Source organism: Alloalcanivorax sp. C16-2 (assembly GCF_046507615.1).
Taxonomy (GTDB): domain Bacteria; phylum Pseudomonadota; class Gammaproteobacteria; order Pseudomonadales; family Alcanivoracaceae; genus Alloalcanivorax; species Alloalcanivorax marinus_A.
In genome coordinates, this window is sequence record NZ_JBKFTL010000001.1 from 373,658 (window position 1) to 396,382 (window position 22,725).

Here is a 22,725-nt window from a genome sequence, read left to right on the forward strand (position 1 = left end):
GTCAGCGGTCCGGTTCGAGCAGCAAATCCCAGAGCGCGGGCAGGAAATGCTCGGCCACCAGCAGCGGCCGACCGCGCTTCACGAACCGGGATTGTCGCCCCCAGCACGGCCCCTGGCCAGAGGGGCTGTCACCGAAGCGTACCCATACCTGGTCGCGGTGGGCCGCCGGTCGCCGGTACAGCTCGCTGCCCAGGGAGCGGCTGCCCATGTGCGCCAGGCTGCGGTTGGCGCCGGCCAGGGTGGTCAGCGGCAGCACGCTGCGGGCCTCCACCACGGGGCGCTCGTGCACCAATAAGGTGACCTCGCGGATCAGGGCATGGCGCCGGCCCACCTGGCCGAGCTGGCGCTGCTCCTCGAGGTCCGGCGCGCCGATCAGGCGCCGCGACGGCGCCACCCGGAACGGGCCCAAGCCTCGCAGCCGTCGGGTCAGAGAGCCGGGGTCGGCCAGCCAGTCGCGGATCAGCGGGGGCAGCACAAGGCGTTCCTGGGCGCGCCAGCGGGCATCGGCGTGCAAGGCGGTATCGGGCATGATTCGGGCTCGGTCGCGACGGGCGCGGGGACTATGGCCCAGGATGACCGTTCAATCAAGCATCGGCACGAACCCTGCTTATCGCTACGGCGGCGGCTCATCGTGACCCGAGGGCAAAGTTGCCATTACTGACTGTCATTGATTTTTGTAACGCCCGTGGCTACGTTAGCGGGCCCCTGGAACGGCCCGTTTACCCGGGCCCGGATTCCGACGAAACGAGGTTTTAGCATGAAGAAATGGGAATGCGTGGTGTGTGGCTTCATCTACGATGAAGAGGAAGGCCTGCCCGAGGAAGGCATCGAACCCGGTACCAAGTGGGAAGACGTCCCCGAGGACTGGGTGTGCCCCGACTGTGGCGTGGGCAAGGAAGATTTCGAGATGATCGAGATCTGAGCCGCGCTCCCAGCCCGTCCCTCCCTTTCCCCGATCTAAGGACCCGCCATGAACCCCATCGTCGTCATCGGATCCGGCCTGGCCGGTTTCAACACGGTCAAGGAATTCCGCAAGCTGGACAAGGAGACCCCGGTGGTGGTGCTCACCGCCGACGACGGGCGGAATTACTCCAAGCCCATGTTGTCCACCGGTTTCACCAAGGAAAAGAGCGCCGACGAGCTGGCCATGGCCACCCCGGAGCAGGTGGCCGAACAGTTCAATGTCACGGTGCGCACCGGCGTGCACGTGGCCGGCATCGACACCGGCAAGCAGCGCGTGCTGCTGCCCGATGACCACCTGGACTACAGCGCTCTGGTGCTGGCCCTGGGCGCCGATACCTGGACGCCCCCCCTGGAAGGTGACGCCGTGGGCGAGGTGTTCTCGGTCAACGACTTGATGGACTACGGTCGCTTTCGCCAGGCCCTGGACGGCAAGAAGAGCGTCACCATTCTGGGCGGCGGCCTGATCGGTTGCGAGTTCGCCAACGACCTGTGCAACGGCGGTTTCCAGGTGAATCTGGTGGAGCCGCTTGGCCGCTGCCTGCCCATGCTGCTGCCGGAAGCCGCCTCCGCCGCCGTGGGGCGTGGCCTGGAAAGTCTGGGCGTGAACTTTCACTTCGGCCCCCTGGCCAAGGCGGTGCATCGCAACCGGGACGGCGAGGGCCTGGTCACCGAGCTCTCCGACGGCACCCACCTGGAGTCCGACGTGGTGCTCTCCGCCATCGGCCTGCGCCCGCGTATCGACATCGCCAAGGATGCCGGCCTGCGTACCAACCGGGGCATCCTCACCGACCAGCAACTGCGCACCAGCGCCGATAACGTCTATGCCCTGGGCGACTGCGCCGAGGTGGAAGGCCATGTGCTGCCCTATGTGCTGCCGCTGATGGCCGGCGCCCGGGCCCTGGCCAAGACCCTGGCCGGCGAGCCCACCCCGGTGAGCTACGGCGTCATGCCGGTGACCATCAAGACGCCGGCCTGTCCGGTGGTGGTGTGCCCACCGCCGGAAGAGCTGGACGGCGACTGGGAGGTGGAGGAAGACGGCGACACCGTGCGCGCCCTGTTCCGCGACCGTGACGGCGCCCTGCGCGGCTATGCCCTCACCGGCGAAGCGGTCAAGGAGAAGCTCAAACTCAACAAGGAACTGCCGGCGCTGATGCCGTGAACCGCGGTCACCTGGAGAGCCGATGAAATTCCGTCTGATCCTGCTGTTGCTGGGCTGGCGTCTGGCCTGGCTGGCCCGCCGCCACCCGGGATTCCGCCAGCAGCTCGAGCACCGTGACGTGGTCATGCAGTGGCGCACCTTCGACGGCCGCGCCGCCCGCTGGTATCACTTCCAACCGGGTCGGGTGCGCCGCCACGCCGGGCTGCACCCAAGCCCCACGGTGACGCTTAACTTCAAGGACGCGCGGTACGCCTTCCGCACCCTCAAGGCGTCCGGTAAGAACCAGATGGTATTCATGGAGGGCATGCAGGCCGGTGACATCAAGGTGGAAGGCGACCCCGGCCACTTGATGTGGTTCATGACCCTGATGAAATTCATCATCGGCAAGGCCTGAATCGCGGGCGCTTGATACAGGTCGGTTGCGTCCCCCGGCGGGACGATTAGGATGGGGGCATTCAACCCAAAGGAAGCCCCATGATTGCTCTGCGACGTACCGTTCTGGTCCTGCTGACCCTGGCCCTGGCCGCCTGCGCCACTCCCACCGAGGTGAGATCCGGCTGGAACCCGCCCGCCGGCGAGCGCCCGCGTTTCGAAAACCTGTTCGTGATCGCGCTGGTCAACGACAACCAGGGCCGCGTCGCCGTGGAGGACGCCCTGGGCGACGCCCTGCGCGACCGCATCCGCCACGTTTATCTGGCCCACCGGCAACTGGACGCCGCCAACGATGGCGACGACCTGCGCCAACGGGTGGAAAAAGCGGTGGCCCGCACCGGCACCGACGGCGTGCTGGTGGTTTCCTTCCTCAAGGCCGAAGTGCGCGCCGACTATGTGCCGCCCCGCCTGCAGGGCTTCGGCCCGTCACTGGGCGCCGGTTACGACACCGTCTACGCGCCGGGCTATTACACCGAAAGCCGGGACTACTACCTGCAAAGCACGCTCTACCAGGTGGGCCTCGACAGCCCGGTGTGGCAGGCCCAGTCCAGGGTGATCAATCCCACCAGCCTGCGTAACGCCGTGCGCGGCTACGCCGGCGACCTGGCCAAACGGCTGCACGAGGACGGCGCGCTGGCCCGCTGATCCCTGACCCATCGCGGCTGAAGCCGCTCCTACCGCGCACCTTGTAGGAGCGGCTTTAGCCGCGATCGCGCCGTGCGGATTTCCGCTTCAGCCGCGATCACGCCGCCGCCAGACCAGCGCCATCAGCAGCCCCCGGCTCGCCATCCAGACGTTCATGGCCAGCCACAGTCCGTGATTCCCCCAGCCGGTGGTAAGCCACCACACCGGGAAGAACAGGGCGGTGGCCACCACCATGGTATTGCGCATGGCCCGGGCCCGGGTGGCGCCCACGAACACCCCGTCCAGCCAGAAACCGGCGCTGGCGGTGAGTGGCAGCAGCAGCATCCACGGCAGATAGGTGGTGGCGGTGTCACGCACCGCCGGCAGGTCGGTGAGCAGGCGGATCAGTGGCGCGCCGCCCAGGGCGAACACCGCCAGGGCCAGGGCGGCGACCAGAACCGTCCAGCGTCCGGTGGCCTTCACCGCCGCGTCCAGGGCGCGCCGGTCGTCGCGACCGGTGGCGTCGCCCACCAGCGCCTCGGCGGCGTTGGCGAAGCCGTCCAGGGTGTTGCTGAGCAGCAGCAGGAAGGTGATCAGCACCGCGTTGGCGGCCAGGATGGTGTCCCCCAGCCGCGCCCCCTGGGCGGTGAAAAAGAAAAACACGGTGAGCAGGGCGAGGCTGCGCAGGAAGATATCCCGGTTCACCGCCAGCAGGCTCAGCATCGGTGCCAACCGCCGCAATGCCCCGGCGGGCAGGGCACGCCAGGCGTCGCCGAAGATTTCCCGGCGCAGCCAGAACAGCCCACCGGCCAGGCCCAGGTATTCGGACAGCGCACTGGCGGTGGCCACGCCGCGCACGTCGAAATGCCACACCTGCACCAGCAGAAAATCCAGCAGGGCGTTGCTGGAATGCATCAGCACCGTCATCTTCAGCGGCACGCTGGTGCGGTGCAGGCCGATGGCGAAGCCGATCAACGCGAAGTTGCCCAGCGCCGCCGGCGCCCCCAGGATGCGGATGCCGATGTAATCCCGGGCCAGATCCTGGACCTCCCCGCTGCCGCCCAGCAGCCACAACCCCAGCTCCCGCAGCCCCGGCTGCAGCACGATCAGCAGCCCGCCCAGCACCGTGGACAACAGCAGCGCCCGCGCCAGCACCATCAGGGTCGCCTCGCCGGCGCCGCGTGCCTGGGAAGTGAAGCCGGTGGTGCCCATGCGCAGGAAATTGAACGAGAAATACAGGAACATGAAGAAGTTGGCGCCCAGCGCCACCGCCGCCAGATACACCGGTGAATCCAGATGCCCGACCACGGCGGTGTCCACCAGCCCCAGCAACGGGGCGGTGATGTTGGACAGCAACAACGGCCAGGCCAGCGCCCAGATGCGACGGTTCAGGTGGGTGTCGGCGCCGGTACGCAAGGGCGACGCCCGATCAGAGCGGGTGGTCGTCGCGCGCCGGCTGATCCTTGGCGGCCAGTGCCCGGACGATCCCTTTGCGCACGCCGATCACGTGGTTGAACATGCGTTCCTCCGCCTCCTTGGGGCGGCGGGCGAGAATCGCTTCGTAGATCAGGCGATGTTCCTGACCGCGCTTTTGCACGTCCTCCAGGGTGAAGGCCATCACATTGCGGGTGAGCGTTTGCGGAATGCGGTGGCACAGGGCGATCACGTCGGACACCAGCCGGGAACCGGCGGCGGACTGGATCACGCTGTGGAACAGCTCGTTGGAGCGACTGTAGAGGTGACGGGCCTGCTCGATGTCGGTGCTTCGCAGGGCTTCGTCGGTCAGGCGGAGCGATTCATCCAGTTCCAGCTCCTCGTGGGCGGACAGGCCGCGCTCGGCGGCCAGGCGCGCGGAGAAGGCTTCCGCCAGCGCGCGCATCTCGAAGGCGTCCAGCACCTCCGAGAGATTGAATTCGCGAACGAAATAGCCACGGTTGCGGATATAGGTGATCAGGCCTTCGCCGGCCAGCACGTGCAACGCCGCCCGGATGGGCGTTCGTGACACCTCCAGCCGCTGTGCCAACTGGCCCTCGTTGATGCGCGAGCCAGCGGCGAGATCACCGTCCAGAATGGCATTGCGGATGGTCTCAATCACATGATCGTTGGGGAGCTCACCGGCGCCGGACCGTCGATCGCGCCTTGTCGGTGTCGCGGAGGAGTGATTCGGCTCCTTGGTCATGCGTTGTTCTCCATGGTGGTCTGGACGACGCGCCGGTCGGGTGGCGATCGTCCCTTTCGCGGCAGGCATGATAATGGAAGCACAGCCAGGATTCGATCACCACGCCGCCGCCCTCAATCAGCCCAGATGGGCCGGTAGCCACAGGATCAGCTCCGGGCTGAGATTGATGATCAACAGCGTGATCAGCGCCAGCAGGATGAATGGCAGCGTGCTCTTCACCAACTGGATATAACTCACATTGAAGGTCACCATGCCCACGAAAATATTGATGCCGAAGGGCGGCGTGATCATGCCGATGGCGATGGTCATGGTGACCACCGCGCCCAGATGCACCGGGTCCATGCCCAGTTGCATGGCCGCCGGGTAGACGATCGGGGTGAGCACGATCACGGTGGAATTGGGGTCGATGAACATGCCCGTGACCAGGAATACCAGGTTCAGGTAAAGCATCACCTCGAACGGTGAGCGCCCGGCCAGCAGCTCCGCCACCAGGCCCGGGATATTCTCGAGGGTCAGGTAGTAGCTGAGCGCCGCGCCGGCGGTCAGCAGGATCATGATACCGGCGATGATGCTGGCGGACCCGGTGGAAACCTTCAAAAGGCTTTTCAGATCCAGATTCCGGTATACCACGCACTCCACGAAGATCGCGTACACGCAGGCGCAGGCGGCGGCCTCGGTGGGCGTGAACACGCCGGAATAGATGCCGCCGAAAATGATCAACGGTAACCCCAGTGCCCAGCCGGCGCGGCGTAATGCCTCCAGGCGCTGATGCCAGCTTTGCCGCTCGGCGCCGCGCAGCCCCTTGAGACGCGCATAGACGTAGGCGTACAGCGACATCACCAGAATAAACAGCAAACCGGCGGCCAGCCCGGCCAGGAACACATCGCCCACTGAACTCATCGACTGCAGAGAATAGAGAATCATGGCGATGCCCGGCGGGATCAACATGGACAACGTCGAGGCACACAGCAAAAGCCCCACGGAGAAGCCGGGACTGTAACCCTGGCGGATCAGTAGCGGATAGACGATCGGGCCGATGCTGACGATAGCGGCCTGGCCGATGCCGGAAAGCGCGCCGAACAGACCGCAGCTGACGATGGTGGCGATGGCCACGCCACCGGTGAGATGGCCGAGACAGCTTTCCACCAGCGCCACCAGCCGTTTGCCGATCTGCCCATTAGAGATGATCGCCGCCGCGTAGATGAAGAGCGGCACCGCCAAAAGGCTGAACTTGTTGATGCCCTGAACCATCTTCTGAACCAGGGTGAAGGCGGGCAGCCCCGGGCCGAACAGGTCGAAGGTCAGCAGGGTGGGCGCCAGAATCGCCACGAACACCGGCACGCCCACGGCCAGCAGAATGGCGGCGCCGATCAAAAGAACGAACGGCATCAGAGCGCTCCTTCGTTAAAGTCTTCGGCTTGCGGGTCATCGGGCCGGGCCTCACCGGCCAGAGCTCGCAGCGTGGCGCAGGCGAACGCCAGAGTGATCAAGCCACACCCCACCGGTACCGGCAGATAGAAGTGCGCGGTTTTTATCGGCAGCAGCTGGTCCATCTGTCCGGATTGAAAGCGCTGCACCGTGTAGGTGTAGCCCAGCCAGGCAAGATAGCCCGTGGTGATCATCGACAGCGTGCCGGACAACGCCATCAGCCCGCCGTACCAGCGGGCCGGTACCAGCCGGGGCACCATGTCGACCACGATGTGGCTGCCCGAACGCGCGGTCAGGTAACCGCCCACGAACGTCAGCCAGATCACCAGAAGACGGGCCAGGGAAGAACCGCCTTCGTAGGAAACGCCCAGGGTTCGACCCAGGGCGTTGAAGAACAGAATCGCCGCCACCAGCAGCAGAGCCAGCGCCATCGCCACGCCGAGTACCCGGTCGAGCACCCTCAGCGGCGCGTCGAGGGCTCGGGCGGCGGTGGCGAAAACGCGGCGGGATCGGACCAGAGCACTCATGGCGCGCCTTTAAAGGTTGGAGAATTCGTCTTCGAAGGCGTCGACGATGGCCTTGCCCCGGTCGCCGTTTTGCTCGATGTAGAAGCGCTTGACGCCCGGCAACACCTGATCGCGCATGGCGGCGAAATTCTCATCGCTCACCTCCACCACCCGGGTGCCGGATTCACGGATCGCCGGCAGCGCCTTCTCGTCGATCATCTTGTAGACCAGCTTGGCGGTCAGCGCGCCGCCATCGGCCACCGCTTCGCGCACCGCGGTCTGGCAGCCGCCGTCGAGCTTGTCCCACCAGAGCTTGGAAACCATGATCACCTGATCCAGCGTGCCGTGGTTGCTCAGGGTCAGGTAATCCTGGACCTCGTGAAACCGCATCAGGTAGTTGGTGACCACCGGATTTTCCTGGGTATCGATGGCGCCGTTCTGCAAAGCCACATAGGTCTCGGAGAACGGCATGGCCACCGGTTGCATGCCCAGCAGCTTGTCCTGTTCACGGATGATGGCGGAGGGCATTACCCGTGCCTTCAGGCCCTTGTACGCCGCCACGGTGTCCAGAGGCTTGTTGGCGGTCCAGGATTTGTAGCCGGTGTGCCATACCGACAACGACACCACGCCCTTCTCCTCGGTGGTGTCGAGCAGCTTGCGCATGGCGTCGCTTTCGATGACGGTTTTCAGCTTGTCGTAGTCGGTGGGCCAGAAGTACGGGAAATCCATGATGCCGATCAACGGCTGAAAGCCGACCAGAAACGAGCCGGGCAGAATCGCCACTTCCAGGGCGCCGGTCTGCAGGTTCTCGATCAGGTCCGTGGTGCCGCCCAATTGGGAGTTCGGGAACACCCGGGCATCGATATTGCAGCGTTCATCGTTGCTGACTTCCTTGGCCATCAATTCCGCGCCCTGGCCGCGCGGCGCCTCGCCGGGTACCAGGTGGGCGATCTTCATCGGCGTGGCGGCCTGTACGGTGCCGGCCAGACAGGCCCAGACGGGCAGGGTGGCGAGCAGAATTCTGGCGGTGCGAAACAAATAATCGTGCTTCACGGGCTGTTCCCCTTGTATCACATGCATTCCCAAAAAACGTAAATTGTATACGTTTTTCCTGTGGATCAAGTAATAGCAGTAGGAAAAGTGCCTGTAAAGCTTTATTGGATTCAATCTGTGCTTATAAACAGAAGCTCGTATTGTGTTGCTTTATTCTGGTGCCGGATTGCATCCCATTTGCTCTGTTTGCCCCTTTCGGGGGCGCGATGAACAAAAAAAGCCCTTCCAGGGGAAGGGCTTTCGGTGAAGCGTGAGCGCGGGTGAACGCCATCAGCGCTGCTGTTGGTACCAGTCGAAAATTTCCTCGCCGGTCATGAAGCACACATCCTCCCGGGCGGCGATGTGTTCCAGCGCCTTGCGGAAGTAGGGGGCCCGATGGGGCGCGCCCATGATGTAAGGGTGCACCACCAGCGCCATGACACGGGCGCCGTCCTCGGCGTCCTCGTGGATCTGTTCGAACTGATCAATGGCCCGCTGGGCGTACTCCGAAGCCGGGTGATGCTGGATCAGCATCATCGCCACGTCATTGCATTCCTGGGTGTAGGGCACATTGACGATGGGGTCGGTGCGGGTCTTCAGGACCACCGGTTGATCGTCGAGCACCCAGTCGCACACATAGTCGTACCCTTCTTCCACCAACAGGTCCGGGGTTTCCCAGGTTTCGGTGAGGCCCGGTCCGAGCCAGCCACGTGGCCGCTTGCCAGTGAATTCCTCGATGGCCCGGGTGGTCTTGCGGATGTCGTCGTGTTCGTTCTCGACCTTCTGCATATTGCGCTGGGTGTAGCCGTGGCCCATGAATTCCCAGTCGCGATCCAGGGCCGCCTGGCTGATCGGCGCGTAGCTGTTCACCGCGGTGCCATTGATGGCCAGCACGGCACGGATCGACAGCCGGTCCAGTGTTTTCAGCAAACGCCAGAACCCTACCCGGTTGCCGTATTCATGCCAGGCCCAGTTGGGAATGTCCGGCGAGGGCGCGCCACCGGCGGGAGGCGTCAGGACGGTACGCGGCATCGGCGAATTGATGTCCCACTCTTCAATATTGACGATCACCCACACCGCCATTCGCTTGCCGTCGGGCAACGACAGGCGGGGGCGGTCGGTGATCGCGGAATAATCAATGCGTTGTTTCGGCTCCATGTCAGGCTCCTTGGCTGAGAGGCGGGTCGATGCGTACGTGCAGGTCTTCGAGGCCATCGATGCGGGCCACCAGCTGGTCGCCGGGGGACACCGCGGCGACGCCGGCCGGCGTGCCGGTGAAGATCAGATCACCAGGCTTGAGTTCATACTGGGTGGACAAATTGGCGATGATTTCGTCCACGTTCCAGATCATCAGCTCCAGCTCACCGGCTTGGCGCGGCTCGCCGTTCACCTCGACGGAGATGGCACCGGAAAGCACATGCCCCTCGGCGGCGGGGCGCAAGGTGCCGCAGGGGGCCGAGTGATCGAATGATTTGCCCATTTCCCAGGGGCGCCGCATATCCCGTGCCTCGAACTGACGATCCCGCCGGGTCATGTCCAGGCCGACGGCATAGCCGAACACCTGGTCGAGAGCCTGCTCCCGGCTCAGATCCCGGCCGCCGCCGCCAATCGCCACCACCAGCTCCACCTCATGCTGAAAGTCCTGGGTGTCCTGGGGGTAGGGAATGGCGGCGCCGTCGGTGACGATGGCGTCGGTGGGCTTCTGGAAAAAGAACGGCGGATCGCGTTCGTCGCCTTCTTCCATCTCTCGAATGTGGGCCACGTAATTGCGGCCGACGCAGTAAATGCGGCGCACCGGGAAGCGGCGCCGGTCGCCGGATACTGGCAGGGAGGGTTGGGGCAGGGCAAAGAAACTGCCTTCGGATTGGGTCACATTGGCTCCATTGTCTGGCCTGGGGGTGAATCAGCACAAAATCCACGTCAAAAGCAGGCTATTAAAATACGATAATATTTGTCAAACGATTAATCGTATACGATTTTGGGCGAAAGGACGTGGATCGACCCCCTGTGGCGGCGGAGCCGCCATGGGTCTGGGAGGGAAAGCGGGTTGAAAAGCGCTAGGAGGTGGGGCGGCGCAGCAGGGTCAGGCCGAACAGCACCGCCGCGGCCACCACGATGGAGGGGCCCACCGGCGTGTCCGCGTGCCAGCTCAGGGTCAGCCCCAGCATCACCGACACCAGGCCGATCAGGCTGGCGAAGCCGGCCATCTGCTCCGGGGTACGCGCCAGCCGGCGGGCGCCGGCGGCGGGCATCACCAGCAGGGAGGTGATCAGCAGCACGCCCACGGTGCGGATGGCGCCGGTGATCAGCAGCGCCAGCAGCAGCATCAACAGCAGGCGGGTGGCCGGCACGGCCACGCCTTCCACCCGGGCCAGATCCTCGTTGACGGTGATGCTCAGCAATGCCCGCCAGCGCCACGCCAGCAGCGCGAGGATCACCGCGGCGCCGGCCCACAACACCACCACGTCGCGCCAGTCCACCGCCAGCAGGTCGCCGAACAGGTAGGCGAACAGGTCCACCTGCACGCTGTCCTGCAGGCTCAGGGCGATGATGCCCAGGGCCAGGGTGATGTGGGCAACGATGCCCAGCAGGGTATCGTCGGCGATCTGCCGCTGGCGCTGCAGGCCCACCAGGGCCACCGCCACCACCAGGCAGGTGGCGATCACCGCCAGGTAAAGATTGACCTGCAAGGCCAGGGCCAGGGCGGCGCCGAGCAGGGCGCTGTTGGCCATGGTGTCGCCGAAGAACGCCATCCGCCGCCACACTACGAAGGCGCCCATGGGACCGGCCACCAGGGCCACCGCCAGCCCGGCCAGCAGGGCCGGGGCGAGAAGCTCAATCATGGTGGTGCCCCCCATCATGGCTCGCGCCATGGTCATGGGCGCCGTGATGATGCTCGCCGCCGTGCACGTCGCCACTGAGATCGTGGTCGTGATCATGGTGGTGGGTGTAAAGGGCCAGGTTGGCCATGCCGTGGGTGCCGAAAAGGCGCTGATAGGCCGGGTCCCGGCTTACCGCCTCCGGCGTGCCCGAGCAGCACACATGGTGGTGCAGACACACCACTTCGTCGGTACGCGCCATTACCAGATGCAGGTCATGGGAAATTAGCAGGATACCGCAGCCGGTTTCGTCGCGGACCTGGCCGAGCAGGCCGTAGAGGGCATCCTGGCCAGCCACGTCCACGCCCTGGGCGGGCTCGTCCAGCACCAGCAGGTCCGGTTTGCGCAGCAACGCCCGGGCCAGCAGCACCCGTTGCATCTCGCCGCCGGAGAGCTGGCGCACCGCGCGCCGGCGCAGGTGGGCCACGCCGGTACGCTGCAAGGCATCGCGGCGGGCCCGGGTATGGCCCGGCGCCGCCAGCCACAGGAAGCGGTCCACGGTGAGCGGCAGGCTTTCGTCCACGCGCAGATGCTGGGGCATATAGCCCAGGGTCAGCCCCGGGCGGCGTATTACCCGGCCCCGGTCGGGGCTCGCCAGGCCCAGCACCAGCCGCGCAAGGGTGCTTTTGCCGGCGCCGTTGGGGCCGATCAGAGTGGTGATGCGCCCCGGTTCCAGGGTCAGGGAGACGTTTTCCAGCACCGCCTGGCCGCCCAGGGTAAGGGCGGCGTCTTCCACGGTGACCAGTGCTTGGGTCATAACAACGAAGTTCCGGCCAGGCCAAAGAGGTAATGATATACTATTTCATTCGTCAAACGCCCGCCGTCTCCACGCGGCTTGCAGGAAGTGCTCATGCGTTATTCCATCATTGCCCTGCTGCTGATTCTCAGCGCGCCCCTTTCCGCCCGCACCCTGGTGGCCAGTGTCGAACCCGTGGCCATGGTGCTGCGGGATCTGTACGGCGACAGCGCCCAGGTGGAAACCTTGCTCGCCCCCAACCAGAGCCCGCATAACCCGATGCTTTCGCCGCGTCAGATGCTGACGTTGCGCCGGGCCGACCTGGTGGTCTGGTTGGGCGCCGAGGCGGAACCGGCGGTAGCGGATCTGATGGCGCGCCGCGAGGGGCCCTCGGTGGCGCTGCTGTCGCTGGCCGGCGTGACCCGACGCCAGGGCGGCCACGATCACGGTGACGAGGATCATGGCGCTGACGATCACGATCACGGCCATGACCACATGGCACGTCTGGACCCGCACCTGTGGCTGGACCCGGCCAACATGGCGGCGCTGGCCCGGGGGCTGGCGGAACGGGACCCCGACGGCCTGCCGGAAGGGCAACCGGCGGCGTTCCTGGCCGGCCTGGAGCGCGCCACCGAGGCGGCCCGAGCCCGGCTGGCGCCGCAGGCCGGGCGCGCCTGGCTCAGTTTCCACAATCCCTGGGGCTATTTTCAGCATCGCCTGGGCCTGCGTGAGCCGGTCACCGTCAGCGAACAGCTCGGCGCCGGCCCCGGCAGCCGCCGCTTCGTGGCCCTGGCGGATCAGGTCAAGACGCAGCAGGTGCATTGTGCCATCGCCGAGCCCGAGGCCCAGCGCGAGATGCTGGCCCGGCTGTGTCCGGACTGCCGGCGCGTGGACCTGGACCCGCTGGGTCGCGACCACCCCGGCTCCGGGTATGGTGCCTGGCTGGATGGCGTGGTGGCCGCCGGCTTCCAGCGCTGTCTGGCACCCTGAACCGGGTTCCGCCGCCCTTCGGCCAACGGCGCCCATTGAGCCGGCGCCCGAAACCGTTATCCTGAACCGTTTCTTGGGTTGAGGTGACTACATGGGGCAGCGGCAGGGAGAGACCGGGCGTCTCGCCATCACATGCTGGGATTACGCCTGGCCGCTGGGTCCCGCCTACGGCGCGGTGCCGGGCGCCGTTGAGGCACGCCTGGATGACGTGGTGGCGCGCGGCTTCAACGCCGTGCGGCTGGACCCCTACCCCCATCTGCTGGCCACGCCGGCCAATAGCGTTCATCTGGACCACTGCGAGATTCTGGCCGAGCCGGACCGGCGGCGCGGTTTGCCCGGTGGCGCCGTCACCGTGCCCATCCGCAAGGCGTTCCGGCGCCTGCTCGATGCCGCCGCCGAGCGCGATCTGAAACTCTGGTTGAGCGGCTTTTTCCTGCCCGACAGCCGCGCCCGGCGCTCCTTCGTGAGGCGGCCCGGTGATTTCGTCGACGTCTGGGTGGAAACCCTGGATCTGATTCGCCAATGGGGGCACCTGGATACGGTGGTGGCGGTGGATTTCTGCCACCATTTTCCCTTTCCGCCCTGGAGTCACGGTCCGGTTCGTCGCCTGTTTGGCCAGTCCGGCCAACGACCGTTGCCGGAACGCTGGAGCCGCGATCAGGAGGCCGGGGTGGAGCGATACTTGCTGGAGGTGCCGCGGGCTCTGCGCGCCCACTTCCCGGAGATTCGTTTCGGGCTCAGTGCCGCCGTCGCCGACAGCGAGCACCTGCGGCAGTTGGACACCAGTGAACTGGATTTCCTCGATCTGGGATTGTGGCTGGACGACGATCCGCGCTTCCGTCTGGCCACCGGCGCCGATCTGCCCGTGCCCGGCGTCCTTGGCCGGCGCCTGGCCGGTCCGCTGCGTGGCGCGCTGTTGGATGTCAGCGGTGATCACTGGCGCGGTCGCCTTCAGGAGCAACTTAACCGCAGGCTGGCGTTCGCCCGGGTGCGGCGGCTGCAGCCGGTGCTCGGCGAGGGCTGGCTGACTTCTCCGGGCGACCCGGGCCGTCTGCCCCGGCGCTGGGCGGGCTTCACCGAAACCGTGGTGGCCCAGGCGGTGGCCGGCGGCGTCGGCGCGCTCACCCCCACCAGTCTGGCGGCGCCGCACAACGACTGGTTATGGCGGGAGGCGGACTGGCTCGCCCATCTCAACCATCTGATTCTGACCGGCCCGGGCCGTTAACCGCGTTGCTTTACAGCTCGCCCAGCGCGTCGAACCGGTAGCCGAAAATGCGCGCGAACTCCGCCGGGTCCTTGCTGCCCTGGCCCTGGGCCTCGTCGGACACCGGGCCGACCAGCCGTGACAACCAGAAGCGCAGCGCCGCCACCGCCATGGCCAGGTTCAGCACCTCGGCGTCCCAGTCGCCGCCGGCATCCCGGTAGCCTGCCAGCAACGCCGCTTCGCGGCGCGGTACCGGGCGGCCTTCGGCGGCCACCGCCCAGTCGTTGAGCGCCACCGCCAGATCGTACTCCGGCCGTTCCAGGCAGGCGTTGTAGAAATCCAGCACACCGGTAAGCCGGCCCTGGCGGTCGAACAGGGCGTTGTCGCGGAACAGGTCGGCGTGCACCAGGGTGTCGCCGGGCTTGATGTCCCGCCAGCGTGCCAGTACTTGCTCCGCGTGGCGCTGGTCGCCGTCGTTCAGGCGGCACAGATGGCGGGCGAACTCCGCCAGCCGCTCGCGCTCGTCGGGCAGCGCCCGGGCGGGCTCGGCGGGTTGGCGGTGCAGGTCGGCCAGCAGGGCGCCCAGCTGGCGGCAATGCTCCGCTTCCGGCTGGAAACAATGGGCGCCGGGCAGGCGCGGCACCAGCACGGCGGGTTTGTCCGCCACCCGGCGCAGCACCTTGCCGGCCCGGTCCGCCAACGGTGCCGGCACCGGCAGCCGGGCTTCCGCCAGGGCGGTGAGCAGATCCAGATAAGGGCGCAGGGTGTCGGCGTCGAAGCGCTCGAACACGGTGAGCACCACCGGCCGGTCGCGATCGAGGCCGTCCCGGGCATCGATCAGCCAGGTGCTGTTCTCGATGCCGTGGCGGGCCGCCTCGGCGGCCTCCAGGCGCAGGTCATAGGCGGCCAGCAGCGAAGCCAGCGCATCGTCGTCGAGACGGGTGTAAACGGACATCAATTGATCCTGGAGAGAAAAAAGGCCGGGGATGACCGGGCCCAGTACCTCCGGCGATGGTATAACCCCGGACATTCCGTGAACAGGCCCGTTTTTCGAGGAGCACCATGTCCCTGCAAGAGAAGATAGAACGTACCTCGGTGCGCGCAATGATGGCCCTGCCCGCCCCCGTCGCGGGTCGCCTGGCCGGCCTGGTGGAGAAAGTCGACCGCTCCACCCTGGACCCGCGTCTGCGCCTGCTGCTGGCCCTCGCCGATGGCCGCAAGGGCTTCCATGAACTGCCTCTGCCCAAGGGGCGCGCCCTGTACGGGCAGATGATCGGCATGCTCGACGTACCCGAGGAAGCGGTGGCCGAGGCGCGTGACATCCAGGTGCCGGTGGCGGGCGGCACCATCCTGGTGCGCCTGTACCGGCCCAAGGAACGGGTCGGGCCGGCCCCGGCGAACGGCGCTCCGGCGATCCTGTTCTGCCACGGTGGCGGCTTCACCATCGGCAGCGCCCGGGAATACGACCGGTTGTGCCGTCATATCGGCAACGCCACCGGCGCGGTGGTGCTCAACGTGGATTACCGGCTGGCCCCGGAACATCCGGCGCCCACCGCCGCCGATGACGCCGTCGCCGCCTGGCGCTGGCTCACCGGGCAGGCCCGCGACCTGGGCATCGACCCGGACCGCATGGCGGTGATGGGCGACAGCGCCGGTGGCAACCTGAGCGTGGTGGTCGCCCAGCAGGCGCCGCTGCAAGGCCTGCCGGCACCGAAGCTGGTGGTGGCGGTGTATCCGAAAACCGACGGCGAGAACCGGATGCCCTCCGCCACCGTGCTCGGCGGCGGCCAGGGCGGTCTCGACCGGGACATGATCGACTGGTTCCACAATCACTACGTCCAGGACGAAAGCCTGGTGGAGGACTTCCGCGTCTCGCCCCTGCGTAACCCGGACCTGGCCGGCCACCCGGACACCCTCCTGATCACCGCCACCGATCCCCTGCGCGACGAGGGCCTGGCCTACGGCGAACGGCTGCGCGAAGCGGGTGTGCCGGTGGTCAACCTGGACTACCCGAAACTGGTGCACGGTTTCATCACCATGGGCGGCGCGCTGCCCGCAGCTCGCCGGGCGGTGGACGAGATCCTCGCCCACGCCCGCGAACGGCTGTAGGAGCGGCTTCAGCCGCTCCTACGATATCCGCACCCCGACCCTGACCCGGGACCTTGGTGGCGCTACACTGTGGCTTTCCGAATTTGCCCGACCAAGGACCCCCATGGCCGACCCCAAACCGATCATTCTCGTCGATGGTTCTTCTTACCTGTACCGTGCCTTTCACGCCCTGCCGCCGCTGACCACTTCCGGCGGCCGGCCCACCGGCGCGGTGCGCGGCGTGGCCGCCATGCTGCGCAAGATGATCAAGGACTATGAGCCCGACTACATGGCGGTGGTGTTCGACGCCAAGGGCAAGACCTTCCGCGACGAGCTGTTCGAGCAGTACAAGGCCAACCGGCCGCCGATGCCCGATGAACTGCGTGAGCAGGTGCAGCCGCTGCATGACCTGATTCGCGCCATGGGGCTGCCGTTGATCATCGAGGAAGGGGTGGAAGCGGACGACGTGATCGGCACCTTCGCCCGCCAGTTCGGCGCCGAGCAAAAAGCGGTGCTGATTTCCACCGGCGACAAGGACATGGCGCAGCTGGTGAACGACCACGTCACCCTGATCAACACCATGAACGACGCCCTCTACGACGTCGAGGGCGTGAAGAAGAAGTTCGGCATCGGCCCGGAGCTGATCATCGATTTCCTGGCGCTGATGGGCGACAAGGTGGACAACATCCCCGGCGTGCCCGGCGTCGGCGAGAAAACCGCCCTTGCCTTGCTCAAGGGCCTGGGCTCGCTGCAAAACATCTACGACAACCTGGACAAGGTGGCGGAGCTGGAATTCCGTGGCGCCAAGAGCATGGGCAAGAAGCTCGAGGAACACCGCGAGCAGGCGTTCCTCTCCTATGAACTGGCCACCATCAAGGTGGATTGCGAACTTCATGAAGGGCTGGACGAGCTCAAGCTGCGGCAGCCGGACACCGGGCAACTGGCCCGTTATTACCGCGACCTGGAGTTCAAGGGCTGGTTGACCGAGCTGCTGGAAGGGCAGGACCCGACCGCCGAAGGGCTCGCCGGCGACGCGGCCCTGGACGACGAGGCCGGCATCGATCGAAGCGGCTATGAGACGGTGCTCACCGAGGATGCCCTGGACGCCTGGCTGGACAAGCTCAAGCAGGCGGAGCTGTTCGCCTTCGATACCGAAACCACCAGCCTGAACTACATGGACGCCGCCCTGGTGGGTGTCAGCGTGGCCACCGCCCCCGGCGAGGCCGCCTATATTCCGTTCGGCCATGACTACGCCGGCGCGCCCGAACAGCTCGACGAAAAAACCGTGCTCGAAAAGCTCAAGCCGCTGCTGGAAGACGATGGCCTCAAGAAAGTCGGCCAGAACCTCAAGTACGACATGAGCGTGCTGGCCAACGCCGGCATTACCCTGCGTGGCGTGCAATTCGACACCATGCTGGAATCCTACGTGCTGGATTCCGTGGCCACCCGCCATGACATGGATTCCCTGGCGCTTAAATACCTGGGCCACAAGACGGTGAGTTTCGAGGAGATCGCCGGCAAGGGCGCCAAGCAGCTCACCTTCAACCAGGTGGGCCTGGAGGAAGCCGGCGAGTATGCCGCCGAGGACGCCGACGTCACCCTGCGTCTGCACCAGACCCTGTGGCCGCGCCTGGAAGAGATCGACGGCCTGAAGAGCGTGTTCGAGAACATCGAGATGCCGCTGCTGCCGGTGCTCAGCCGCATTGAACGCAACGGCACCTACGTGGATGCCGACATGCTGCGCAAGCAAAGCCAGTCCCTGGCCAAACGCATGATGGAACTGCAGGAACAGGCCTACGAAGTCGCCGGCCAGGAATTCAACCTGGGTTCGCCCAAGCAACTTGGCGAGATCCTCTACCAGAAACTGGAAATCCCGGTGATCAAGAAGACGCCCAAGGGGGCGCCGTCCACCGCCGAGGCGGTGCTTCAGGAACTGGCCCTGGACGGCCACGCCCTGCCGGAAGTGATCATGCAATACCGGGGTGTTTCCAAGCTCAAGAACACCTACACCGACAAGCTGCCGGAGCTGATCAACCGCCGCACCGGCCGCGTGCACACCTCCTACCATCAGGCGGTGGCGGCCACCGGCCGGCTCTCCTCCAGCGACCCCAACCTGCAGAACATTCCGGTGCGCAGCGAGGAAGGCCGCAAGATCCGGCTCGCCTTTTCCGCGCCCCCTTCCGATAAAACAGGGCGCCGCAAGATCGTTGCCTGCGACTACTCACAGATCGAACTGCGCATCATGGCCCACCTGTCCGGCGACAAGGGCCTGCTCGACGCCTTCGAACACAACCTGGACATTCACCGCGCCACCGCCGCCGAAGTCTGGGGCAAGACCCTCGACGACGTCAGCGACAATGAGCGGCGCAACGCCAAGGCCATCAACTTCGGCCTGATCTACGGCATGAGCGCCTTCGGCCTGGCCCGCCAGCTCGGCATCCCGCGCGGCGAAGCCCAGGAATACATCGACCGCTACTTCGAAAAATACCCCGGCGTAAAACGTTACATGGAAAACACCCGCGCCGACGCCGCCGACAACGGCTACGTGGAAACCCTGTTCGGTCGCCGCCTCTACCTGCCGGAAATCAACAGCCGCAACGGCCAGCGCCGCCAAGCCGCCGAACGCACCGCCATCAACGCGCCCATGCAGGGCTCCGCCGCCGACATCATCAAACGCGCCATGGTCCAGGTGGACAGCTGGCTCACCGACAGCGACTTCGACGCCCTGATGATCATGCAGGTGCACGATGAGCTGGTGTTCGAGGTGGCGGAAAGCCAGGTGGACGCCCTGGTCAAGGAAGTGAAGCAACGCATGGAAGCGGCCGCCGACCTCAAGGTGCCGCTGACCGTCGACGCCGGCACCGGCGATAACTGGGAAGAGGCACACTGACCATGACATTGAAATCCCGCGTGCCCTCCGCGCGCACCCTGAACCTGCTCTGGTTCGTGACCCTGTCCGCGCCCCTGGTGATCGGCGTGGCGTTGTGGGGGCTGATCCGGTTCGCGGACTATCAGTCCGCCGGCGAGCTGCTGCCCCAGGAGATGCTCTGGCAACTGGCCCTGGGCGCCATGGCGCTGAGCCTGCTGGTGGCCCGGCCGCTGCGCAATTTCATCATGAGCCCGGAGGCGGTGGCCCGCCGACCGCTCACCGGCCGCAAGGCGGACACCGATCCCTCGGCCCTGGCCGCCGCCAAGGTGCACACCAGCATGTTCGTGCTGCTGGGCATGCTGGACGCGGTGGCGTTCATCATCGTGGCGTTCAGTTTTCTCCACTCCGACGCCGCCCTGGCCCTGCTCAACGGCGTCTATGCCCTGGTGCTGGCGGTGATCGCCAAACCGGATTTCGTCACCCTGACCCGCGACACCGAACGGGCCCTGCGGCAAGGGACCCCCTGACTCACTGGAGACCCCATGGAATCAGCGTTCTGGAAAGAAAAATGGCAAAAGCAGGAGTTGGGTTTTCACCTGCCGTTCGTGAACCCGGTGCTTAAGCGCAACCTGTCGGCCTTTGACCTGGCGGCGGGGGCCCGGGTGTTCGTGCCGTTATGCGGCAAGACCCTGGACATGGGCTGGCTGCTGGCCCAGGGCCACCGGGTGGTGGGCGCCGAGCTCAGCGAGCTGGCGGTGCGCCAGTTGTTCGAGGAGCTGGGCGTGGCGCCGGAGGTGGACGACTGGGCCGGCGGCCAGCGCTGGCGCCACGGCGAACTCACCGTGTTCCAGGGCGACCTGTTCCAGCTCACCGCCGAGCAACTGGGCCCGGTGGATCTGGTTTACGACCGCGCCGCCCTGGTGGCCCTGCCCGAGGCCATGCGCGCCCGCTACGCGCCGCACCTGCGCGCCCTCACCGGCGCGGCGCCGCAACTGCTGATCGCCTTCGAATACGACCCGGCGGAAATGGACGGCCCGCCGTTCCCGGTGTTCGCCGAGGAAGTGCGCCGCCTCTACCAGGACCATTATGCCCTGCGGGAACTGTCCCGCCAGGACGTCATCGAGAACCAGGACCGCTTCAAGGAAGCCGGCGTCACCGCGTTCGTGCAGGTAGCCTGGAAGCTGAATCCGCTAGCGGCTGTTTGAAGAAATCCAGAGGGCTTGGCGCGGTTCCCCATCATTAAACCATCTCACACCACGTCCACCACCCGGCTGGCCTTGCGGTAGCGCACCCGCCAGCCGGACCAGGCGGGCAGCTCCCAGCGGCGCGGGGCGGCCTTGCGGTTGCCGCTCTGGTGTTCCAACTCCACCCGCCGTTGGGCAATTTGGTAGTGCACCCGCATGTTCAGATCGCTGAGCGTCACGAAGCGCGGGTACTTCTCGTCGAAGCGCTCCCGTTCCCAGTCCGGGATGCCGGGGAAGCACAGGTCCTCCGGTTCCAGGAGGGCACGGTCATCCAGGCTTTCCACTCCCATTTCCGCCAGGCGTTGTTCCAGCCAGGGTGCTGGTTCCGGGGCTTCTCCCTGATCGTGGCCCAGGGCCAGGTACAGGCGCCAGGCGTCCAGGTCGTCCATCAGCCGTTCGCCGGCCGGGGCCAGGCATTCGCCGTCCAGGATCAGGTGGGCGAGCACCTGGCGGGCGGCGGCGCCCTCCGGGCGGGTGGTGTCGGTGTGGATGCGCCGACCGGCGTAGCACCAGTGACGGGTCACCACCGGCTCGCCGCCGTGCCATTCCACGTCGCCGGTTTCCGGCTGCGCCAGGCCCTGGGTTACCAGCTCGAGCACGGGCACCGGCGCCAGGCAGGTGGCCAGGGTCAGGGTTTGGCGGGTGCCCTTGCCGGGCAGGCTGTGGCTGTCCAGCACCAGGGCCGCCTCGGCGTCCTCGGGGAAGCGGGAATCCTCACCGACGCGGACTTCCTCGCCGCCGTTGCCCATGGCGTCCCGGCGGCGTTCTTTTTCCCGGCGTAGAAACACCGCCCGGGGATTGGCGGCGATGGCGGCGGCGAGGATCGCCGGCACGTCCTCGTCCAGGGAGGCGGGCAGGGCGGGCAGATCGAGCAGGGCGCGCATCCGGGTGGCGAGCTGGCGCGCTTCGTCCCGGGCCGCCCGGTTCGGTTTGAGGCTCTCCGGCGGCGCCTGGCGCACCGCCCGCACCAGGGTGGTGGCGTCGCAGGGGCGCGGCTCCCAGTCCGCCAGGGCGCGGCGGCCGTCCTCGTCCCGGGGCAGGGTGAGCGGCCGCTGGCGGGCGCTCAGGGCGGCGGCCAGGTCCACCATGAAACCCTGGGCGGTGGCGTCCGGCATGGCCACGATCAGGTGCGCGAAGAAGGTGTCCACCGGCAGGGCGAACAGGGCCCGACCGCGCTCCGTGGCCAGGTCGTGGTCGTCCAGAGCACCGAGCCGGTGCAGTTGCTGGCGGGCTCGTTCCAGGGTGTGCGCCGGTAGCGGGTCGGGGAAATCCAGCGCCGTCGCCGGGCTACCGGCGCAGGCCGCCGCCAGCACCAGCTCGCCGAGTTCCTCGCGCTGAATCTCCGGCGGCGTGAGCGCCTCCAGGGGCGCGTTCTCGCCCCACAGCCGGATCACCCGGCCCGGCGCGGTGCGGCCCGCCCGCCCCCGGCGCTGGTCGGCGCTGGCCTGGGAAATCGGCGTCAACGACAGCACGGTGCGGCCGTTGCGCTGGTGGGTGCGGCGCTCCAGGCCGGCATCCACCACCAGGGTGACGCCAGGGATGGTGAGCGAGGTCTCCGCCACGTTGGTGGCCAGGATCACCCGGCGCCGGGGGCCCGGGGTCAGGGCGTGCCGCTGCGCCTCGCCGGTGATGCCGGCATGCAGCGGTAGAATGTCCGCGTTCAGGTCGCCGAGGGCGGCGGCGGTGCGTTGGATTTCACCACGGCCGGGCAGGAACACCAGCACGTCCCCGTCGTCCCGCGCCACCAGGCCGTTGCGTACCGCCACGCGTACCCGGGCGGGCAGGTCGCGGGCATCGGGCATGCGGCGGTCGTTGTCGGCGTGGTGGTGGACGCTCACCGGGTAACCCCGGCCCTCGGAATGCAGCGCCGGGGCGGCCAGGTAACGGGCCAGGGCGGGGCCGTCCAGGGTGGCGGAGGTGACCACCAGGCGGTGGCCGCCGTGCTGTTTGAGCAGGGCGAGCAGCAGGTCCGTGTCCCAGCGCCGTTCGTGGAATTCATCCAGCATGATGGTGGTGAACCGGGCCAGCCGCCCCTCCTGCAGCCAGCGCAGCGCGATACCCGGGGTCACGAATACCAGCCGGGTCCGGTCCGTGCAGGCCTGGTCGAAGCGCACCGCATAGCCCACTTCGTCGCCCGGGGCCTGGCCGCGCTGGCCGGCCAGGAAGCCCGCCAGGGCGGTGCAGGCCACTCGCCGGGGTTCCACCACCAGCACCGGGCCGCGCGCCATCGCCCACACCGGCAGCCGGGTGGACTTGCCGGAGCCGGTGGCGGCGGATACCACCACCGGGCCCTGGTCCAGGGCGTCCAGGAAGCGCTCCTTGAGCGGGTCGATGGGCAGGGTGTCGGCGTGGCTCATGGGCTCCAGGGGGCGGTCCGTCGTGGGCGGCAATG

The 22,725-nt window shown here is 66.9% G+C and carries 22 protein-coding genes; 10 read left to right on the top strand and 12 right to left on the bottom strand.

Features of this window, described 5'->3' with window-relative positions; genetic code table 11:
- Position 1: 1 nt before the first annotated feature.
- Entirely contained in the window at positions 2 to 529 is a 528-nt protein-coding gene (locus tag ACLD02_RS01725; RefSeq protein WP_203104070.1) for a chorismate--pyruvate lyase family protein, read from the bottom strand.
- A 228-nt stretch (positions 530 to 757) separates the two neighbouring features.
- Here ACLD02_RS01725 and rd point away from each other — a divergent pair, with 228 nt between their 5' ends.
- The 4 genes from rd to ACLD02_RS01745 all read left to right on the top strand — a co-directional run bounded on the left by rd (position 758) and on the right by ACLD02_RS01745 (position 3,199).
- Positions 758 to 922, top strand: a complete 165-nt coding sequence (rd, locus tag ACLD02_RS01730; RefSeq protein WP_138773523.1) for a rubredoxin — start codon at positions 758 to 760, stop codon at positions 920 to 922.
- A 48-nt stretch (positions 923 to 970) separates the two neighbouring features.
- Positions 971 to 2,122 carry an NAD(P)/FAD-dependent oxidoreductase gene (locus tag ACLD02_RS01735; protein WP_203104068.1) on the top strand — a complete coding sequence of 384 codons (1,152 nt, stop codon included), beginning with the start codon at positions 971 to 973 and terminating at the stop codon, positions 2,120 to 2,122.
- 22 nt (positions 2,123 to 2,144) lie between these two features.
- Positions 2,145 to 2,516, top strand: a complete 372-nt coding sequence (locus ACLD02_RS01740; protein ID WP_410297770.1) for a hypothetical protein — start codon at positions 2,145 to 2,147, stop codon at positions 2,514 to 2,516.
- A gap of 80 nt (positions 2,517 to 2,596) precedes the next feature.
- Positions 2,597 to 3,199, top strand: a complete 603-nt coding sequence (locus ACLD02_RS01745) for a hypothetical protein (protein ID WP_410297771.1) — start codon at positions 2,597 to 2,599, stop codon at positions 3,197 to 3,199.
- An 87-nt stretch (positions 3,200 to 3,286) separates the two neighbouring features.
- On the opposite strand, the gene ACLD02_RS01750 is transcribed toward ACLD02_RS01745, so the two are convergent.
- The 9 genes from ACLD02_RS01750 to znuC form a co-directional block, all read right to left on the bottom strand.
- Positions 3,287 to 4,594 (bottom strand): MATE family efflux transporter, encoded by a 1,308-nt coding sequence (locus tag ACLD02_RS01750; protein WP_410297772.1) that lies wholly within the window; start codon positions 4,592 to 4,594, stop codon positions 3,287 to 3,289.
- A 13-nt stretch (positions 4,595 to 4,607) separates the two neighbouring features.
- A complete protein-coding gene (locus ACLD02_RS01755) occupies positions 4,608 to 5,357 on the bottom strand; it encodes a GntR family transcriptional regulator (protein ID WP_203104060.1) in 750 nt (249 codons plus the stop codon).
- Between the two features lie 117 nt (positions 5,358 to 5,474).
- Positions 5,475 to 6,746 (bottom strand): TRAP transporter large permease, encoded by a 1,272-nt coding sequence (locus ACLD02_RS01760; protein ID WP_203104057.1) that lies wholly within the window; start codon positions 6,744 to 6,746, stop codon positions 5,475 to 5,477.
- Positions 6,746 to 7,312 carry a TRAP transporter small permease gene (locus ACLD02_RS01765; RefSeq protein WP_203104055.1) on the bottom strand — a complete coding sequence of 189 codons (567 nt, stop codon included), beginning with the start codon at positions 7,310 to 7,312 and terminating at the stop codon, positions 6,746 to 6,748. Before ACLD02_RS01765 ends, ACLD02_RS01760 begins: the two co-directional genes overlap by 1 nt.
- A 9-nt stretch (positions 7,313 to 7,321) precedes the next feature.
- Positions 7,322 to 8,344 (bottom strand): TRAP transporter substrate-binding protein, encoded by a 1,023-nt coding sequence (locus ACLD02_RS01770; protein ID WP_410297773.1) that lies wholly within the window; start codon positions 8,342 to 8,344, stop codon positions 7,322 to 7,324.
- A 270-nt stretch (positions 8,345 to 8,614) separates the two neighbouring features.
- Positions 8,615 to 9,481 (bottom strand): polysaccharide deacetylase family protein, encoded by an 867-nt coding sequence (locus ACLD02_RS01775; protein ID WP_203104051.1) that lies wholly within the window; start codon positions 9,479 to 9,481, stop codon positions 8,615 to 8,617.
- Position 9,482: 1 nt separating this feature from the next.
- Positions 9,483 to 10,196, bottom strand: a complete 714-nt coding sequence (locus tag ACLD02_RS01780; protein WP_338015202.1) for a fumarylacetoacetate hydrolase family protein — start codon at positions 10,194 to 10,196, stop codon at positions 9,483 to 9,485.
- Positions 10,197 to 10,380: 184 nt separating this feature from the next.
- Positions 10,381 to 11,166, bottom strand: a complete 786-nt coding sequence (gene znuB / locus ACLD02_RS01785) for a zinc ABC transporter permease subunit ZnuB (protein WP_203104049.1) — start codon at positions 11,164 to 11,166, stop codon at positions 10,381 to 10,383.
- Positions 11,159 to 11,959, bottom strand: coding sequence for a zinc ABC transporter ATP-binding protein ZnuC (znuC, locus tag ACLD02_RS01790; protein ID WP_203104047.1), 801 nt, complete (start codon positions 11,957 to 11,959; stop codon positions 11,159 to 11,161). The genes znuB and znuC overlap by 8 nt, the downstream gene beginning before the upstream one ends.
- A 93-nt stretch (positions 11,960 to 12,052) precedes the next feature.
- Between znuC and ACLD02_RS01795 the strand changes: the two genes are divergently transcribed.
- A complete protein-coding gene (locus ACLD02_RS01795; RefSeq protein ID WP_410297774.1) occupies positions 12,053 to 12,928 on the top strand; it encodes a metal ABC transporter substrate-binding protein in 876 nt (291 codons plus the stop codon).
- Between the two features lie 91 nt (positions 12,929 to 13,019).
- Positions 13,020 to 14,153 (top strand): cellulase-like family protein, encoded by a 1,134-nt coding sequence (locus ACLD02_RS01800; RefSeq protein WP_410297775.1) that lies wholly within the window; start codon positions 13,020 to 13,022, stop codon positions 14,151 to 14,153.
- 10 nt (positions 14,154 to 14,163) lie between these two features.
- Here the strand turns inward: ACLD02_RS01800 and ACLD02_RS01805 are convergent, their stop codons facing one another.
- On the bottom strand, positions 14,164 to 15,087 hold the full coding sequence (locus ACLD02_RS01805; protein ID WP_203104041.1) for a homoserine kinase: 924 nt from the start codon (positions 15,085 to 15,087) through the stop codon (positions 14,164 to 14,166).
- Between the two features lie 107 nt (positions 15,088 to 15,194).
- On the opposite strand from ACLD02_RS01805, the gene ACLD02_RS01810 reads away from it, so the two are divergent.
- The 4 genes from ACLD02_RS01810 to tmpT all read left to right on the top strand — a co-directional run bounded on the left by ACLD02_RS01810 (position 15,195) and on the right by tmpT (position 20,294).
- Positions 15,195 to 16,241: an alpha/beta hydrolase gene (locus ACLD02_RS01810; RefSeq protein WP_410297776.1), complete on the top strand. Its 1,047-nt coding sequence runs from the start codon at positions 15,195 to 15,197 to the stop codon at positions 16,239 to 16,241.
- A 103-nt stretch (positions 16,242 to 16,344) separates the two neighbouring features.
- A complete protein-coding gene (polA, locus tag ACLD02_RS01815) occupies positions 16,345 to 19,110 on the top strand; it encodes a DNA polymerase I (protein WP_410297777.1) in 2,766 nt (921 codons plus the stop codon).
- Positions 19,111 to 19,112: 2 nt separating this feature from the next.
- On the top strand, positions 19,113 to 19,616 hold the full coding sequence (locus tag ACLD02_RS01820; RefSeq protein WP_410297778.1) for a hypothetical protein: 504 nt from the start codon (positions 19,113 to 19,115) through the stop codon (positions 19,614 to 19,616).
- Between the two features lie 15 nt (positions 19,617 to 19,631).
- A complete protein-coding gene (tmpT, locus tag ACLD02_RS01825) occupies positions 19,632 to 20,294 on the top strand; it encodes a thiopurine S-methyltransferase (RefSeq protein WP_410297779.1) in 663 nt (220 codons plus the stop codon).
- 44 nt (positions 20,295 to 20,338) lie between these two features.
- Here the strand turns inward: tmpT and ACLD02_RS01830 are convergent, their stop codons facing one another.
- Positions 20,339 to 22,690: a helicase-related protein gene (locus ACLD02_RS01830; protein WP_410297780.1), complete on the bottom strand. Its 2,352-nt coding sequence runs from the start codon at positions 22,688 to 22,690 to the stop codon at positions 20,339 to 20,341.
- Between the last annotated feature and the right edge of the window lie 35 nt (positions 22,691 to 22,725).

What these genes read in the sequence shown, in the direction of transcription:
- ACLD02_RS01725 (WP_203104070.1), bottom strand. Translation starts at nt 529, where the DNA reads ATGCCCGATACCGCCTTGCACGCCGATGCCCGCTGGCGCGCCCAGGAA.
- rd (WP_138773523.1), top strand. Translation starts at nt 758, where the DNA reads ATGAAGAAATGGGAATGCGTGGTGTGTGGCTTCATCTACGATGAAGAG.
- ACLD02_RS01735 (WP_203104068.1), top strand. Translation starts at nt 971, where the DNA reads ATGAACCCCATCGTCGTCATCGGATCCGGCCTGGCCGGTTTCAACACG.
- ACLD02_RS01740 (WP_410297770.1), top strand. Translation starts at nt 2,145, where the DNA reads ATGAAATTCCGTCTGATCCTGCTGTTGCTGGGCTGGCGTCTGGCCTGG.
- ACLD02_RS01745 (WP_410297771.1), top strand. Translation starts at nt 2,597, where the DNA reads ATGATTGCTCTGCGACGTACCGTTCTGGTCCTGCTGACCCTGGCCCTG.
- ACLD02_RS01755 (WP_203104060.1), bottom strand. Translation starts at nt 5,357, where the DNA reads ATGACCAAGGAGCCGAATCACTCCTCCGCGACACCGACAAGGCGCGAT.
- ACLD02_RS01760 (WP_203104057.1), bottom strand. Translation starts at nt 6,746, where the DNA reads ATGCCGTTCGTTCTTTTGATCGGCGCCGCCATTCTGCTGGCCGTGGGC.
- ACLD02_RS01765 (WP_203104055.1), bottom strand. Translation starts at nt 7,312, where the DNA reads ATGAGTGCTCTGGTCCGATCCCGCCGCGTTTTCGCCACCGCCGCCCGA.
- ACLD02_RS01775 (WP_203104051.1), bottom strand. Translation starts at nt 9,481, where the DNA reads ATGGAGCCGAAACAACGCATTGATTATTCCGCGATCACCGACCGCCCC.
- znuB (WP_203104049.1), bottom strand. Translation starts at nt 11,166, where the DNA reads ATGATTGAGCTTCTCGCCCCGGCCCTGCTGGCCGGGCTGGCGGTGGCC.
- znuC (WP_203104047.1), bottom strand. Translation starts at nt 11,959, where the DNA reads ATGACCCAAGCACTGGTCACCGTGGAAGACGCCGCCCTTACCCTGGGC.
- ACLD02_RS01795 (WP_410297774.1), top strand. Translation starts at nt 12,053, where the DNA reads ATGCGTTATTCCATCATTGCCCTGCTGCTGATTCTCAGCGCGCCCCTT.
- ACLD02_RS01800 (WP_410297775.1), top strand. Translation starts at nt 13,020, where the DNA reads ATGGGGCAGCGGCAGGGAGAGACCGGGCGTCTCGCCATCACATGCTGG.
- ACLD02_RS01805 (WP_203104041.1), bottom strand. Translation starts at nt 15,087, where the DNA reads ATGTCCGTTTACACCCGTCTCGACGACGATGCGCTGGCTTCGCTGCTG.
- ACLD02_RS01810 (WP_410297776.1), top strand. Translation starts at nt 15,195, where the DNA reads ATGTCCCTGCAAGAGAAGATAGAACGTACCTCGGTGCGCGCAATGATG.
- polA (WP_410297777.1), top strand. Translation starts at nt 16,345, where the DNA reads ATGGCCGACCCCAAACCGATCATTCTCGTCGATGGTTCTTCTTACCTG.
- ACLD02_RS01820 (WP_410297778.1), top strand. Translation starts at nt 19,113, where the DNA reads ATGACATTGAAATCCCGCGTGCCCTCCGCGCGCACCCTGAACCTGCTC.
- tmpT (WP_410297779.1), top strand. Translation starts at nt 19,632, where the DNA reads ATGGAATCAGCGTTCTGGAAAGAAAAATGGCAAAAGCAGGAGTTGGGT.
- ACLD02_RS01830 (WP_410297780.1), bottom strand. Translation starts at nt 22,690, where the DNA reads ATGAGCCACGCCGACACCCTGCCCATCGACCCGCTCAAGGAGCGCTTC.